Annotated in this window: 12 protein-coding genes; 7 read left to right on the top strand and 5 right to left on the bottom strand. The window is 66.3% G+C overall.

The genetic code is table 11. The features are described from left to right. The 4 genes from DFR43_RS13705 to DFR43_RS07795 all read right to left on the bottom strand — a co-directional run. Window positions 1-257 (bottom strand): hypothetical protein (locus tag DFR43_RS13705; RefSeq protein WP_211338620.1); only part of this gene is annotated, 257 nt, incomplete at its 3' end. An 8-nt stretch (window positions 258-265) separates the two neighbouring features. Next, on the bottom strand, window positions 266-2323 hold the full coding sequence (locus DFR43_RS07785; RefSeq protein ID WP_245988869.1) for a transglutaminase TgpA family protein: 2058 nt from the start codon (window positions 2321-2323) through the stop codon (window positions 266-268). Further along, the gene (locus tag DFR43_RS07790; protein ID WP_133597383.1) at window positions 2314-3345 is read right to left on the bottom strand and encodes a DUF58 domain-containing protein; all 1032 of its coding nucleotides are present in this window, start codon (window positions 3343-3345) and stop codon (window positions 2314-2316) included. The genes DFR43_RS07785 and DFR43_RS07790 overlap by 10 nt, the downstream gene beginning before the upstream one ends. Before the next feature lie 73 nt (window positions 3346-3418). Continuing rightward, window positions 3419-4342, bottom strand: coding sequence for an AAA family ATPase (locus tag DFR43_RS07795; RefSeq protein WP_133597385.1), 924 nt, complete (start codon window positions 4340-4342; stop codon window positions 3419-3421). 27 nt (window positions 4343-4369) lie between these two features. Here DFR43_RS07795 and DFR43_RS07800 point away from each other — a divergent pair, with 27 nt between their 5' ends. From DFR43_RS07800 to DFR43_RS07830, 7 genes are all read left to right on the top strand, one after another. Next, on the top strand, window positions 4370-5320 hold the full coding sequence (locus DFR43_RS07800; protein WP_133597387.1) for a histone deacetylase family protein: 951 nt from the start codon (window positions 4370-4372) through the stop codon (window positions 5318-5320). A gap of 28 nt (window positions 5321-5348) precedes the next feature. Beyond that, window positions 5349-6134 (top strand): enoyl-CoA hydratase, encoded by a 786-nt coding sequence (locus DFR43_RS07805; protein ID WP_133597389.1) that lies wholly within the window; start codon window positions 5349-5351, stop codon window positions 6132-6134. Then, window positions 6131-7504 carry a mechanosensitive ion channel family protein gene (locus DFR43_RS07810; RefSeq protein ID WP_133597391.1) on the top strand — a complete coding sequence of 458 codons (1374 nt, stop codon included), beginning with the start codon at window positions 6131-6133 and terminating at the stop codon, window positions 7502-7504. The genes DFR43_RS07805 and DFR43_RS07810 overlap by 4 nt, the downstream gene beginning before the upstream one ends. 156 nt (window positions 7505-7660) lie before the next feature. Beyond that, entirely contained in the window at window positions 7661-8410 is a 750-nt protein-coding gene (locus tag DFR43_RS07815; protein ID WP_133597393.1) for an electron transfer flavoprotein subunit beta/FixA family protein, read from the top strand. A 117-nt stretch (window positions 8411-8527) separates the two neighbouring features. Beyond that, window positions 8528-9460, top strand: coding sequence for an electron transfer flavoprotein subunit alpha/FixB family protein (locus DFR43_RS07820; RefSeq protein ID WP_133597395.1), 933 nt, complete (start codon window positions 8528-8530; stop codon window positions 9458-9460). Between the two features lie 67 nt (window positions 9461-9527). Beyond that, window positions 9528-11318, top strand: a complete 1791-nt coding sequence (locus DFR43_RS07825) for an acyl-CoA dehydrogenase (protein ID WP_133597397.1) — start codon at window positions 9528-9530, stop codon at window positions 11316-11318. A 94-nt stretch (window positions 11319-11412) separates the two neighbouring features. Beyond that, a complete protein-coding gene (locus DFR43_RS07830) occupies window positions 11413-12366 on the top strand; it encodes an NAD(P)H-dependent flavin oxidoreductase (RefSeq protein ID WP_133597399.1) in 954 nt (317 codons plus the stop codon). A 9-nt stretch (window positions 12367-12375) separates the two neighbouring features. Here the strand turns inward: DFR43_RS07830 and DFR43_RS07835 are convergent, their stop codons facing one another. Next, window positions 12376-14406 carry a CHASE domain-containing protein gene (locus DFR43_RS07835; RefSeq protein ID WP_133597401.1) on the bottom strand — a complete coding sequence of 677 codons (2031 nt, stop codon included), beginning with the start codon at window positions 14404-14406 and terminating at the stop codon, window positions 12376-12378. Between the last annotated feature and the right edge of the window lie 7 nt (window positions 14407-14413).

A 14413-nucleotide genomic window follows, 5' to 3' on the forward strand; every position in this document is an offset into this window, starting at 1 on the left:
CTCTCATCTTCGGTGTCTGGTGTCTGGTCGTCGTCGCCGTGGCTCACATGGTACCCGTACCAAGACCGGCCACAGGGGAGTTTTTCAACGGCCTGGTAATGGCCAGGCGCCGTGTCTGGACGGATTTTGCTCGGGTTGGCCGGCTGCGCGGCAGCGGGCCAGGTGGCAACGGCGCCTGTCAGCAGAGCGGCCAGGCACAAGGCCGGCAGGCCAGCCCAGCGTGGAACAGAAGAGGTAGGGACGAATGGCAGTGGCACGGCGTTCTTCAGTGCAAGGCAGAGGGTTGAGCAGGTGAGGGGGGTGTCTGACGCGGCAGCGCCGGCAAACGACGCCACTGGCGGCGCAGGTCCGTCAGGCGGGTGGGGGTGATCGGATCGTAGCGTTGGGCTTCCAGCGCCAGCAGCCAGTCGCGCCACTGGGCGGCCGCCGGGGTGCTGGGCAGATGGCGCTCGATCCAAGCCGCCATCTGGCGCGGCGTGGCGTGTTGCGCGGGCAGTTCCAGGCCGCTGCGCTGCAGGCGCCGGTGTGCCTGGCGCAGCAGTTGCAGCCAGGGATCCTGCCGCCCACGGGACCAGGCCATCCAGCCCGCGCCCAGCAGGCCCAACAGCACCAAGGCCCCTACCATCACCTGAACCAGGTCGGTCCAGTTCGGGGCGCGAAAGCCCAGTTGCCGCAGCATATCCAACTGCCGGCTGGCGGTGTAGTTGAGCACCCATTGGTTCCAGCGGTTGTTGGCCGCTTCCCACACGGCGCGCACGCGCCATAGCAGATCGGGGTGGAGGGTGAGCATGGCATTGGCCAGCACGCCGGGGGGCGGGCGCAGCCTCGACAGAGACTCGGTGCGGGCCGGGGCCACGTAGGCGGTGGGGTCGATGCGGGTCCAGCCCTGTTCGGGCAGCCACACTTCGGCCCAGGCGTGGGCGTCACTCTGGCGAACGGTCCATACCCCGTCGATGGGGTTGAGCTCGCCCCCGTGGTAGCCCGTCACCACGCGAGCCGGGATGTCCAGCGCCCGCATCAACACCACGAAGCTGGAGGCGATGTGCTCGCAGAAGCCTTCGCGGCGGTCGAACCAGAATTCGTCGGCGCTGTGGCGGCCGTAGAGGCCCGGCTCCAGTGTGTAGGTGTAGCCGCCGGTGCGCAGGTGTTGCAGCACGGCGTCGATATAGCGGCGGGCGTCGGTGCTGTGATGGAACTCCCGGCGCAGGTCTTGCGCCCATTGCAGGGTGCGGGGGTTGAAGCCGGCAGGCAGTTCCAGATCGGGCAGCAAAGACATGTCGCGCTGCGGCGGGCCGTCGCGGAAATGCGGGTAGGCCACGGCCTCGAAACGGGTCAGGTCCGTCAGCGGGCGGGTGACGGTCCATTCCCTTTCTGGCGACAGGCGCGCGGCTTGTCCGGCAACAGGCGGCAGTTCAGGCGTGGCTTCCAGCGTCAACACCCAGGGCCGGTTGCTCGGCTCCATGGTCAGGCGATAGCGAATGGCCTGCTCGGGGTGGGTGATTGCCAACTGGGGCGCAGGCGCCAGCGCCGCCAAGCGGGCTTGTGGGCGCCATTGCACGCCGTCAAAGACGCTCATCACCGGGCCGCGAAAGTAGAGCTGGTCTTGCGCCGGGCGCTGCCCGTCCAGGAACTCGACCCGAAACGCGATGCTGTCATCCAGCGCCAGCCGGGCGATCTGGCCGACCTGCATCTCCCCCGACAAACCGCTGCGCCCAAACCCACTGTCGGTGGGGATGCCCCACAGCGGCGCGAAGCGCGGGAAGAACAGGAACAGCACCAGCATGATGGGGGTGCCGAGCAGGGCCATGCCCCCTGCCAGCCGCGCGGCCTGACCCACAGAGGGCCGGCCCACGGGCATGTGGGCCAGCACCAGCGCCGTCAGCAAACCCAGGAAGGCCACCAGCACGCCCAGCGCCGTCAGCAGCGATTGCGAATGAAAGAAATGGGTCAGCAGCGTGAAGAAGCCCAGGAAGAACACGACGAAGGCGTCTCGCCGGGCCCGCAGTTCCAGGGTTTTGAGCGCCAGCAGCACGACGATGAGGGTGACGCCGGCCTCATGGCCGAAGAGCGTCTGATGGCTGGCAAGGGTGCCCAGCGTGGCGCCTGTCACCAGTGCCCAGCGCCACAGCACGCCTGGCAGCGCCCCGCCGCGCAGGGCGATCCATGCCCGCCACAGCAGCACGCCCAGCGCCATCGTGCCGCACCACAGCGGAATCTGCGGGACCTGCATTGCCAAGATCCAGCCGAGCACGGCCAGCAGAAACAGCGTGTCGCGTGCCTCTCTGGGCAGCGGGCGGGGCCAGGCCGGCAGGGTCATTCGCATGCCAGTGCCTCCAGGCAGCGCCGTCGGTGCACGGCCCCGTTGGATGGAGCAATCTGCGTGCCGTTGAGGCGCAGGCCATAGTCCATGCCTTGGGCTTGCGCCTGCAGCACCCAGGCGCACAACCGGCAGCGGCGGCCTTCCTCATCGTGCAGACCGCATTGGCCGGCATCCAACCACAGCTCAGCGGTGGGCGGGTGGCTGAAATCCCGGCTCACCCACTGGCTGTCGTCGCCGTCGGGGTAACGGGCCACTTTTTTCCAGGCCACCCATTTCAGCGGGTCGCCGCGTCGGTACGGTCGAACGCCGTCCACCTCGTCGCTGCTGCGCGGGCTGGGCGCTGGCGCCGCAGGGCCGTCGTCGGCATGCCGCCCCACGGGCAGCGGTGGCGCGGGTGCTTCGGGCGCGGGATAGACCCACAGCTCGCTGGCCGGGCGCCACCAGTGCCAGACGCGGAAGGTGCCCAGCGGGAAGCGGGTTTCCACCAGGATCGGCGGCAGAGCCAGCCGCCCACGGCGCTGGGTGGGGCGGGCCAGCCGCACGGTGACGCTGGACTGTGGCGCCACGTCCACCCAGGTCAGGGCATCGAGCGTCGGTGGATCGTCGATCCAGCGCAGCCCCACGCCGTGGCGATGCCGCCGGGAGGGGTTGTGCAACGTGATGTCCACCGGGGCAGGCTGGCCGGCAAACACCGCCTCCGGCGGGTGCAGGCTCAATGCCAGCCCACGCAGGTTGCGATGCGTCACATGCATGCCCACGGCCGCGCTGCCGGCGATCAGAAAGGTCAGCAAATGGCCGAGGTTGAGCTGGTAGTTGATGCTGGCCACCAGCAGCAGCACCAGCGTCAGCGCCAGCATCCAGCCAGGCCGGGTGGGCAGGATGTAGAGGTTGCGGTGCGTCAGGGTGGTCTGGTCGCTGCGGGGCAGCCGTTGCAGCCACCAGCACTGCCAACGCTGGCGCCAGCCTGTCGCGGCCGCATCGGGGCGGTCGAAGGTCGAGGCGTGCGCGGTGGGGGCAAGCGGCATGGCTGTTCAGAGCCGGGAATCGGGCGGGAGTTCTGCGATCAACCGAGCAAGGCAGGCGGGTGGGGCGGGCGATTCAGGGCAAGGGCGTGGCCGCCACCATGGCCTGCACCTGCTCCCAGGCGCCGCGCCCGGCGGTGCCCACGGGAACCAGCCGGTGGGCTGCCGTCTGCGGCAGGATGTTGGCCACGTCGTCGGGCGCGACATAGCGGCGGCCTTCGATCAGCGCACGCGCCTTGGCCGCTCGCAACACCGCCAAGCCGGCCCGCGGGCTCAAGCCCTGCGCGAACCAGCGTCCGTCGCGGGTGGCATCCAGCAGGTCTTGCACATAGTCCAGTGCCGCTTCGGAGACCCGCACGCTCTCCACCTCTGCCTGCAAGGCGGCCAGGCGTTCGGCATCGAGCAAGGCCGGCAGGCTGGCCAGCAGCTCGCGCCTGTCCTGGCCCTGTAGCAGGGCGCGCTCGGCCGACCGGCTGGGGTAGCCCAAGCTCAGCCGCATCAGAAAGCGGTCGAGCTGCGATTCGGGCAGCGCGTGGGTGCCGAGCTGGTCGTGCGGGTTTTGGGTCGCGATGACGAAAAACGGCTGAGGCAGGCGGCGCGTCTGCCCATCCACCGACACCTGGTTTTCCTCCATGGCTTCCAGCAGGGCGCTTTGCGTCTTGGGGCTGGCGCGGTTGATCTCATCGGCCAGCAGCACCTGGGCAAACAGCGGCCCTTCGTGGAACACGAATGCCTGCCGCTGCCGATCGAAGACCGATACCCCCGTCAGGTCGCTGGGCATCAGGTCTGAGGTGAACTGCACCCGGGCAAAGGCCAGGCCGAAAGTGCGTGCCAGCGCATGGGCCAGCGTGGTCTTGCCCACGCCGGGCACGTCCTCGATCAGCAGATGCCCGCCCGCCAGCAGGCAGGTGAGGGCATCGCGGATCTGCATATCCTTGCCCACGATGACCGTGGTAAGCTGACGAAACAGTGAGGCAATGATGTGTTGCGGTGCATCCATGCCGCCACGATACCGGAAAACGCAGCGATGAAACCGACGGGTTATTACACGCACCGGGCTTGTACCCGGCACGAGATGGGGGCGGGCCATCCCGAATGCCCGCAGCGGCTGGGGGCCATCGAGGATCGGCTGCTCATCACGGGCCTCGGGGATGCCCTGGACCGGCGCGAGCCCACGCCTGCTTCGGTGGCCGAGCTCGAACTGGCGCACGACCGGCTCTACATCGCCGCCTTACGCGGCCTGACGGACGAACTCCAGGAGGAAGTGGCTGCTGGCGGCCCCAGCCATCGGGCGCTGGACCCAGACACCGCCATCAACATCCATTCCTGGGAGGCCGCCCTCATGGCCGCAGGCGCGGCGCTCGATGCCACCGATGCCGTGCTTGCCGGCGAATTGGAAAACGCCTTTTGCGCGGTCCGTCCGCCGGGCCACCACGCCTGCCGCAGCCGTGCCATGGGGTTTTGCCTGTTCAACAACGTGGCGCTGGCCGCCAGGTATGCGCTGGAACGTCACGGCTTGCAGCGCGTGGCGATCATCGACTTTGACGTGCATCACGGCAACGGCACGGAGGACATCGTCGCCGGTGACGACCGCATCCTCATGTGCAGCTTCTACCAACACCCGTTTTACCCCGAATGGCCGCACTCCACGGCGGCCAACCTCGTCAACCTGCCGGTGCCGGCCTACACCAAGGGCATGGACATCCGCGAGCTGGTCGAAGCCGCATGGTTGCCCCGGCTCGAGGCCCATCGCCCTGAAATGATTTTCATCAGCGCCGGCTTTGACGCCCACCGCGAGGACGATCTGGGGCAGCTCGGTCTGGTAGAACACGATTACGCCTGGATGACCGAGCGGCTCAAGGCCGTGGCCCAACGTCATGCGCAAGGCCGCATCGTCAGCGTGCTCGAAGGCGGCTACAACCTCAGCGCCCTGGGGCGCAGCGTGGAAGCGCACCTGCGCGTGCTCGCCGGGCTGTGAGCGCCCCTGCTTTTTTCCGATCTGATCTATGTCTGAATCCCCATCCATTCTCCTGCACGAGCGCGATCCGCGCGGCGTGCACACCCTCACCCTGAACACCCCGCAGGCGTTCAATGCCCTGAGCGAAGCCATGCTGCAAGCCCTCAGCGAACGCCTCGACGAGATCGCCCGTGACGAGGGCGCGCGCGTGCTGGTCATCGCCGCCGCAGGCAAGGCGTTCTGCGCCGGCCACAACCTCAAGGAGATGAAAGCCCATCCCTCGATGGACTATTACCGGCAGTTGTTTGCCCAGTGTTCCCGCATGATGCTGCAGATCCAGCGCCTGCCGGTGCCGGTGATCGCCCGCGTGCAAGGGTTGGCCACCGCAGCCGGCTGCCAGTTGGTGGCGCAGTGCGACCTGGCCGTGGCGGCCCAGGAAGCCCGCTTCGGCGTCAATGGCATCGATGTCGGCCTGTTCTGCGCCACGCCCAGCGTGCCCTTGGTGCGCAACGTCCCGGCCAAGGTGGCCATGGAGATGCTGTTGACCGGCGAATTCATCAGCGCCGACGAGGCCCGCGCGCGTGGGCTGGTCAACCGGGTGGTACCTGCCAGCGAGTTGGATGCCGAGGTGCAGCGCCTGGTGACCTCGATCCTGGCCAAGCCGCGCGAGGCCATCGCCATGGGCAAGGCCGTGTTCTACCAGCACCGCGAAACCGGTATCGAAGCCGCCTACCAGTTGGCCGGCCAGAGCATGGCTTGCAACATGATGCACGAGGTGGCGCAGGAAGGCGTGCAGGCCTTTATCGAGAAACGTCAACCGGCCTGGCGCGCATGAGCACAACCTCGACGGCCGCAGGGGGCGCCCCCCTGCCGATTCACGATTTTGGACAATGGCTCGAAGCTTTCATGCAGCCCGACGCCCTCGTCGAGGTGGGGGCCTTGTTGGCTTGTGTGTTGCTGGCCTGGGGCATCACGGCACTGGCCAAGCGGGCCTTTCGGCCAGATGAGGCGTCCTCCATCTGGTTCGGGCGCGGGCTGGTCGATGGCGTGCTGTTCCCGGCGCTGCTCCTCAGTCTGGCTTACGGGGCGCGCTCGGTGCTGCTCCTGTTCCAGCCTCTGGCGGTGTTTCGTGTCGCCATTCCGGTGCTGGTGTCGCTGGTCGTCATCCGGGTGGGGGTCAAGGTGCTGCAGGTGGCGTTCCGCGATGCCGCCTGGCTGCGCCCCATCGAGCGCACCATTTCCTGGATTGCCTGGGGCGGCATGGTGCTGTGGGTCAGCGGCCTGTTGCCGGTGCTGCTCAACGAGCTGGACCAGATTCAGTGGAAGCTGGGCGGCACCACGCTGTCGGTGCGTACCCTGCTCGAAGGGGCGTTGACCACATCGGCCGTTTTGGTCATCACCCTGTGGATTTCCTCGGCCATCGAAGCCCGACTGCTGCGCTCGGCCACCGGCCCGGAGGCCCTGTCGCTGCGCAAGGCTGGAAGCAACGCCACGCGTGCCTTGCTCATGTTCGTCGGCCTGATGCTGGCGCTGTCTTCCGTCGGCATCGACCTGACGGCGCTTTCGGTGCTGGGCGGCGCCATTGGCGTGGGCATCGGCTTTGGCTTGCAGAAGCTGGCCGCCAACTACGTCAGCGGCTTCGTCATCCTGACCGAGCGCAGCATGCGCATCGGCGACATGATCCGCGTGGACAATTTCGAAGGCCGCATCACCGACATCAAAGCCCGTTTCACCGTCATCCGCAATCTCACCGGGCGCGAGTCCATCGTGCCCAACGAAGTGCTGATGACCAATCGCGTCGAAAACCTCTCGCTGGCCGATGCGCGGGTGTGGCTTTCCAGTGTGGTGAGCGTGTCGTACGGCAGTGACGTAGAACTCGTCAGCCGACTGCTGCTGCAAGCCGCTGCCAGCCAGCCCCGTGTGCTGCGCGACCCCCCGCCTTCGGCGTCGCTGTCCGCCTTCGGGGCGGATGGGTTGGAGTTCACCCTCGGCTACTGGATTGCCGACCCCGAAAACGGCCAGTTGGTCTTGCGTTCGGAAATCAACAAGCGCATTCTGGCGCTGTTCCGTGAGCACGGCGTGGAGATTCCCTTCCCGCAGCGCGTGGTGCATTGGAAGGGCCCAGAACCGACGCCGGCCGAATCGTCGGTGCCTGCCACGCGCACAGATGCGCCCGCCTCCGCCAACGCGTCCGGGCAGGGTTGATGTCGGACGCTGTCGTCGGTATTGCATGGGGCCACATCGGCCCCTATAATCCTCCAAAAAAAGAACGGTCGTTCGTTTTTTTGGTGCATACAATGTTGACGTTTACGTAAACGTCAATTTCGGCGGATTCGACAACCACCTCAACAGGAGCAAGGCATGAAGATACTGGTCCCCGTCAAACGCGTGGTGGACTACAACGTGAAGGTTCGCGTCAAGGCCGACGGGTCGGGCGTGGACATTGCCAACGTCAAGATGAGCATGAACCCGTTTGACGAGATCGCGGTGGAAGAGGCCGTGCGCCTGAAAGAGAAGGGCGTGGCCACCGAAGTGGTGGCCGTCTCCTGCGGCGTGGCCCAGTGTCAGGAAACCCTGCGCACCGCCATGGCCATCGGCGCCGACCGGGCCATCCTGGTCGAGACCGATGCCGAACTGCAGCCGCTGGCCGTGGCCAAGCTGCTCAAGGCCCTGGTGGACAAGGAACAGCCCGGCCTCGTGATATTGGGCAAGCAAGCCATCGACGACGACGCCAACCAGACCGGCCAGATGCTCGCCGCACTCGCCGACCTGCCGCAAGCCACCTTTGCCTCCAAGGTCGAAGTCGCCGACGGCAAGGCCCAGGTCACGCGCGAGATCGACGGCGGCCTGGAGACCCTCTCGGTCACGCTGCCGGCCATCGTCACGACCGACCTGCGCTTGAACGAGCCGCGCTACGTGACGCTGCCCAACATCATGAAGGCCAAGAAAAAGCCGTTGGAGACCGTCAAGCCCGAAGACCTCGGGGTGGACGTGGCCCCGCGCCTCAAAACCCTCAAAGTGGCCGAGCCCGCCGGGCGCAAGGCCGGCATCAAGGTGCCCGACGTGGCCACGCTGGTGGACAAGCTCAAAAACGAAGCGAAGGTTTTGTAACCCCCCGCGCCGCTTGTGGCGGCACCCCCCAAGGGGGGCGAACCCAGCGGCCCGGCCCAGCCGGTTCCGCGGGTTCCCTGAAAAACACCCCATCCCAAGCATTTGAGGTATTCCATCATGAGCATTCTCGTCATTGCCGAACACGACAACGCCAGCTTGAAGGGCGCCACGCTCAACACCGTCACCGCCGCCGCCCGCATCGGCGGTGAGGTGCACGTGCTGGTCGCAGGCCACAACGCCGCCGCTGCCGCCCAGGCCGCGGCCCAGATCGCGGGCGTGGCCAAGGTCATCCATGCCGACGGTGATTCCCTGGCCCACGGTTTGGCCGAAAACGTCGCCGCCCAGGTGTTGGCCATCGCGGCTGGCTACACCCACATCCTGTTCCCGGCCACCGCCAGCGGCAAGAACGTGGCCCCGCGCGTGGCCGCCAAGCTCGACGTGGCGCAGATCAGCGACATCACCCAGGTCGTCAGCGCCGATACCTTCGAGCGCCCGATCTACGCGGGCAACGCGATGGCCACCGTGCAAAGCGCCGATCCGATCAAGGTCATCACCGTGCGCGGCACCGCATTCGATGCAGCGGCCTCAAGCGGTGGCAGCGCGGCCATCGAAACCGTGCCTGCCGTGGCCGACAGCGGCAAGAGCGCCTACGTGGGCAGCGAGCTGGCCAAGAGCGACCGTCCCGAACTGACGGCGGCCAAGGTCATCGTCTCTGGCGGCCGGGCGCTGGGCAGCGCCGAGAAGTTCGACGAAGTCATCACGCCGTTGGCCGACAAGCTGGGCGCGGCCATCGGCGCCTCGCGTGCGGCGGTGGATGCGGGCTACGCCCCGAACGACCTGCAAGTGGGGCAGACCGGCAAGATCGTGGCGCCGCAACTCTACATCGCCTGCGGCATCAGCGGGGCCATTCAGCACCTGGCGGGCATGAAGGACTCCAAAGTCATCGTGGCCATCAACAAAGACCCCGAAGCGCCCATCTTCAGCGTGGCTGACTACGGGCTGGAGGCCGACCTGTTCCAGGCCGTGCCTGAGCTGACCAAGGCGCTCTGAATCCCATCCCACGGCAAGGGCATCGTTTTCGATGCCCTTTTCGCATGCCCACCCGGAGACAAACCCCATGACTTACAAAGCCCCCGTCAAGGACATGCTGTTCAACATGCAGCACCTCGCCCAGTTGGAGCAGGTGGCGCAGTTGCCCGGCTTTGAAGACGCCGGCCTGGAGACTGCCCAGGCCGTGCTGGACGAATGCGCCAAGCTCAACGAGGACGTGATTGCCCCGCTGAACTGGGAAGGCGACAAGAACCCCTCCTGGTTCAAGGATGGCCAGGTCACCACCACGCCCGGCTTCAAGCAGGCATTCCGGCAGTTTGCCGAAGGCGGTTGGCAGGGCTTGCAGCATCCGGCGGATTTTGGTGGTCAGGGCTTGCCCAAGACGATCGGGGCGGCGTGCACCGAAATCCTCAACAGCGCCAACCTGAGCTTTGCGCTGTGCCCGCTGCTGACCGATGGCGCCATCGAAGCGTTGCTGACCGCTGGCAACGACGCGCAGAAAGCCACGTACATCCCGAAAATGATTTCGGGCGAGTGGACGGGCACCATGAACCTCACCGAGCCGCAGGCCGGCTCCGACCTGGCCTTGGTGCGCACCCGCGCCGAACCGCAGCCCGATGGCACTTACAAGATTTTTGGCACCAAGATCTTCATCACCTACGGCGAGCACGACATGGCCGAAAACATCGTGCACCTGGTGCTGGCGCGGGTGACGGGAGCGCCCGAAGGGGTCAAGGGGATCAGCCTGTTCATCGTGCCCAAGTTCCTGGTCAATGCCGATGGCAGCCTGGGCGCGCGCAACGACGTGCACTGCGTCAGCATCGAGCACAAAATGGGCATCAAGGCCAGCCCGACCGCCGTGTTGCAGTATGGCGACCACGGCGGGGCCATCGGCTACCTGGTGGGCGAGGAAAACCGTGGCCTGGAATACATGTTCATCATGATGAACGCGGCCCGTTACGCCGTGGGCGTGCAGGGCATCGCCGTGGCCGAGCGGGCTTACCAAAAAGCCGTGCAATACGCGCGCGACCGCATCCAGAGCCGCCCGGTCGATGGCTCCATGAACACGGCCGCGTCCATCATCCACCATCCGGATGTCAAGCGCATGCTCATGACCATGCGTGCCTTGACCGAAGGTTGCCGGGCCATGGCCAGCGTGGCGGCTGCGGCTTACGACGCGGCGCATCACCACCCCGACCCGCAGGCCCGCAAGCAGAACCAAGCCTTCTACGAGTTCATGGTTCCGTTGGTCAAAGGCTACAGCACCGAGATGAGCCTCGAAGTCACCAGCCTGGGCGTGCAGGTGCATGGCGGCATGGGCTTCATCGAAGAAACCGGTGCCGCGCAGTACTACCGCGATGCCAAGATCCTGACCATCTACGAAGGCACCACCGCCATCCAGGCCAACGACCTGGTGGGCCGCAAGACGGCACGCGACGGCGGGCAGACCGCCAAGGCGATTGCCCAGCAGATCGAGGCCACCGAGGCCGAGCTGCAAGCCAGCGGCAGCGCCCATGCCCTGGCCGTGCGCAAGCGCCTGCAGGCCGCCCGCGCAGCCTTCCTCAGCGTGGTGGATTTCATCGCCGGCCATGCCAAGGCCGACCCGAACGCCATTTACGCCGGCAGCGTCAACTACCTGATGTTGGCGGGCAACCTGATGGCGGGCTGGCAGATGGCGCGTGCGCTGCTGGCCGCCGAGCGCCAGCTGGCCGCCGGCGAGGATCCGGCCTTCATGCAGGCCAAAATCACCACGGCCCGGTTCTATGCCGATCACATCCTGACCCGCATTCCTGGCTGGCGCGACGCCATCGTCGAAGGCGCGGTGGGCGTCACGGGCATGGCGCTCGACGCGTTCTGAGTCGCGACGGTCTTTCCGCGCTGCCCCATGCCTGGTGAGGTGCTCACCGGGCAGGGGGCATGCCGCCTCCTTTCCTACGCCTGGAGATTGTTTCATGTCCACATTGCCCCCCGTGTTGCAGCGCGTGTCGTTTCCGGTGATTGGCTCGCCGCTGTTCATCATCAGCAACCCCAAACTGGTGATTGCCCAGTGCAAGGCAGGCATCGTCGGCTCCATGCCGGCGCTCAATGCCCGTCCGGCGTCCCAACTCGACGAGTGGCTGGCCGAAATCACCGAGGCGCTCGATGCACACAATCGGGCCCATCCGGACCAGCCGGCCGCGCCGTTTGCGATCAATCAGATCGTCCACAAAAGCAATGACCGCCTGGAGCACGACATGGCGCTGTGCGCCAAGTACAAAGTGCCCATCATCATCACCAGCCTGGGCGCGCGCGAAGATGTGAACCAGGCCGTCCACGGCTGGGGCGGCGTGGTGCTGCACGACATCATCAACAACACCTTTGCCCACAAAGCCATCGACAAAGGGGCCGACGGCTTGATTGCCGTGGCCGCTGGGGCCGGTGGCCATGCGGGCACCAAGAGCCCCTTTGCCCTGGTGCAGGAAATTCGGCAGTGGTTCGACGGGCCGTTGGCACTGTCGGGCGCCATCGCCACGGGCGGGGCCATTCTGGCGGCCCAGGCCATGGGGGCGGATTTCGCCTATATCGGCTCGGCCTTCATTGCGACCGATGAAGCCCGCGCCAGCGACGCCTACAAACAGGCCATCGTCGAGGGCACGTCGGACGACATCGTTTACAGCAACCTGTTCACGGGGGTGCATGGCAACTACTTGAAGGCTTCCATTCGCGCGGCGGGGCTCGATCCGGACAATCTGCCCGAGAGCGATCCGAGCAAGATGAGCTTTGGCAGTGGCACGGCCAAAGCCTGGAAGGACATCTGGGGCAGCGGGCAGGGGATCGGCGTGGTCGATGCCGTGGTGCCGGCAGCCGAGCGCATCGAACGCCTCAAGCGCGAATATGCCCAGGCGCGTGCTCGCCTGGCCCTGTAAGCCGCGTGTTCAGCCGGTGGATGGGCCTTCTGACGCGCCCGCCACGTACACCTTGCGTAAGGGGTCGGCCTTGGCCCGGTACATGGCGGCGTCGGCGCTGCGGATGAGGTCATCCACCGTCTCGCCACCCTCCGGGTAGGTGACGATGCCGATGCTGGCGCTCAGCGTCATCCGCTGGCCGGCCACCTCATAAGGCATCTCGATGGCCTGAAGCAACTTTTCGGCCAGGCGCAGCAAGCCTTCGGTGCTGTGGTGATCGGGCATGAGCACCACGAACTCGTCGCCACCTTGGCGGCAGATGAGGTCAGACTCGCGCAGCCGCTCACTGAGCCGGCGGGCCACTTCGATCAGGACCGCATCGCCCGCTTCGTGGCCGAACTGGTCGTTGATGGGTTTGAAGCGGTCCAGGTCGATGAACAGGATGGCAGGCCGGTGCCCGTAGCGCTGGGCGCCTTGCAATTCGATGGCGGCGCGTTCGACCAGCATGGCGCGGTTGGGCAGGCCCGTGAGGTAGTCGTGATGGGCGAGCCGGCGGATGTTTTCCTGGGCCTTGTGCTGTTCGGTGATGTCCTGAAACAGGCCGATGTAGTTTTGTATGGTGCCGTGTTCGTCCCGCACGGTGGTGATCGACAGGCGCATGGGGTAGAGGCTGCCGTCCTTGCGGCGGCTTTCCAGTTCGTCTTCCCAGGTGCCCTGCTGCTCCAGCGCCTGCCAGACGGCTTTGAGAGACCCGTTGCGCAAGGGGCGCAGATCCATCAGCCGGGTGGAGGCGCCCACGGCCTCGTCCGGGCTGTAGCCAGTGATGCGGGTGAATGCCGGGTTGACGGAGACGATGCGCCGCCGGGCGTTGGTGGCGACGATGCCCAGGGGGCTGGCGTCCATCACCGTGCCGGCGAGCCGCAAGGCGGCTTGGCTTTCGGCCAGTTGGCGCTGCGTGCGAACACTCTGCTCCAAGGCGCTTTGGATCAGGCGATGGCTGCGCAGCAGTACGTGGGCCAGCAGCGCCAGCAGCACGGTGAGCAAACCGCCCGCCCAGAGAATGCCGATGCTGCGCTCATCGCCGTCCCACAGAGGGGTGTCTGGCGCAGGGTGGATTTCGATGTGCCACGGCGTGCCGTGCAGCATCAAGGTGCGGGTGAACGACAGACCGGATTCGCTGCTGCCGGCCGGCAGATCGTCATAGAGCAGGGCGTCGGCATCGGCGGTTGAGGCGGCAAATATGCGCAGCCCAAAGTGCCGGCGCATCGCCGGGAATTCGCTTTCCAGGAAAGCGGTGAACAAATCGTGTGCGCGGATGGGTGAATACGCCCAGCCAACGAGCTGCGCCCAGCGTCCGGCGCTCGTGGCAGGAGGAGGGCCTTTTTGATAGATAGGAAGATAGATCAGAAAACCGGGCTGGGGGGCTTCTTCGGTTTCCTGCACCAGCGTGACGCGGCCGCTGAAGCTGGGCTCGCCGGTTTCCACCGCCCGGCGCATGGCCTGCTGGCGAATGGGTTCAGAAAACATGTCGAAGCCAAAGGCCCGCTGGTTGCGCCAGTCAAACGGTTCGATGAAGACGATGGCGCTCTGGTGCGCCGCATCGACCTTCAAGGGATGGACCCGAAATTGGGGGAAGCCTTCGGCCCGAATGGCGGCTTCCAGCCGGGGAATGTCCGGCGTGGCCACCCATTGGCTGAACCCGACGCCTTGGATGCCGGGGTAGTGGACATCAAGCCGCAGGGTTTCGACGTAGGCGCGGAATTCGCCCCGCTCCACCAAGCCGCTGGCGGCAAACAGGCCCGTGACGCCATGCAGCACGTCCACATTCGCTTGCAAGCGCCTTTCCAGCCGGAAAACCACTTCGCGCGCCTGCATCTCGAAGCGGGCGCGCGCCAACTCCTGTTGGCGTTTGTCCATGCCGGCGTGTTGCAGCCATGTCAGCCACAGTCCGATGCACAGAATGAGCAGGGGCAGCCAACGCAGACGGTGGGTGAAGGAAATGGCCTCGACCATCGGCGGGCCGGTGTTGGCATTTGCGGTGGATGGCCTGAGTGGGCTCATGCACGCA

Origin of the sequence: Tepidicella xavieri, assembly GCF_004363315.1 — a bacterium.
GTDB classification, from domain to species: domain Bacteria; phylum Pseudomonadota; class Gammaproteobacteria; order Burkholderiales; family Burkholderiaceae_C; genus Tepidicella; species Tepidicella xavieri.

Coding starts and splice junctions, on each gene's coding strand:
- DFR43_RS07835 (WP_133597401.1), bottom strand. CDS start 14,406: ATGAGCCCACTCAGGCCATCCACCGCAAATGCCAACACCGGCCCGCCG.
- DFR43_RS07795 (WP_133597385.1), bottom strand. CDS start 4,342: ATGGATGCACCGCAACACATCATTGCCTCACTGTTTCGTCAGCTTACC.
- DFR43_RS07830 (WP_133597399.1), top strand. CDS start 11,413: ATGTCCACATTGCCCCCCGTGTTGCAGCGCGTGTCGTTTCCGGTGATT.
- DFR43_RS07790 (WP_133597383.1), bottom strand. CDS start 3,345: ATGCCGCTTGCCCCCACCGCGCACGCCTCGACCTTCGACCGCCCCGAT.
- DFR43_RS07785 (WP_245988869.1), bottom strand. CDS start 2,323: ATGCGAATGACCCTGCCGGCCTGGCCCCGCCCGCTGCCCAGAGAGGCA.
- DFR43_RS07825 (WP_133597397.1), top strand. CDS start 9,528: ATGACTTACAAAGCCCCCGTCAAGGACATGCTGTTCAACATGCAGCAC.
- DFR43_RS07800 (WP_133597387.1), top strand. CDS start 4,370: ATGAAACCGACGGGTTATTACACGCACCGGGCTTGTACCCGGCACGAG.
- DFR43_RS07805 (WP_133597389.1), top strand. CDS start 5,349: ATGTCTGAATCCCCATCCATTCTCCTGCACGAGCGCGATCCGCGCGGC.
- DFR43_RS07810 (WP_133597391.1), top strand. CDS start 6,131: ATGAGCACAACCTCGACGGCCGCAGGGGGCGCCCCCCTGCCGATTCAC.
- DFR43_RS07820 (WP_133597395.1), top strand. CDS start 8,528: ATGAGCATTCTCGTCATTGCCGAACACGACAACGCCAGCTTGAAGGGC.
- DFR43_RS07815 (WP_133597393.1), top strand. CDS start 7,661: ATGAAGATACTGGTCCCCGTCAAACGCGTGGTGGACTACAACGTGAAG.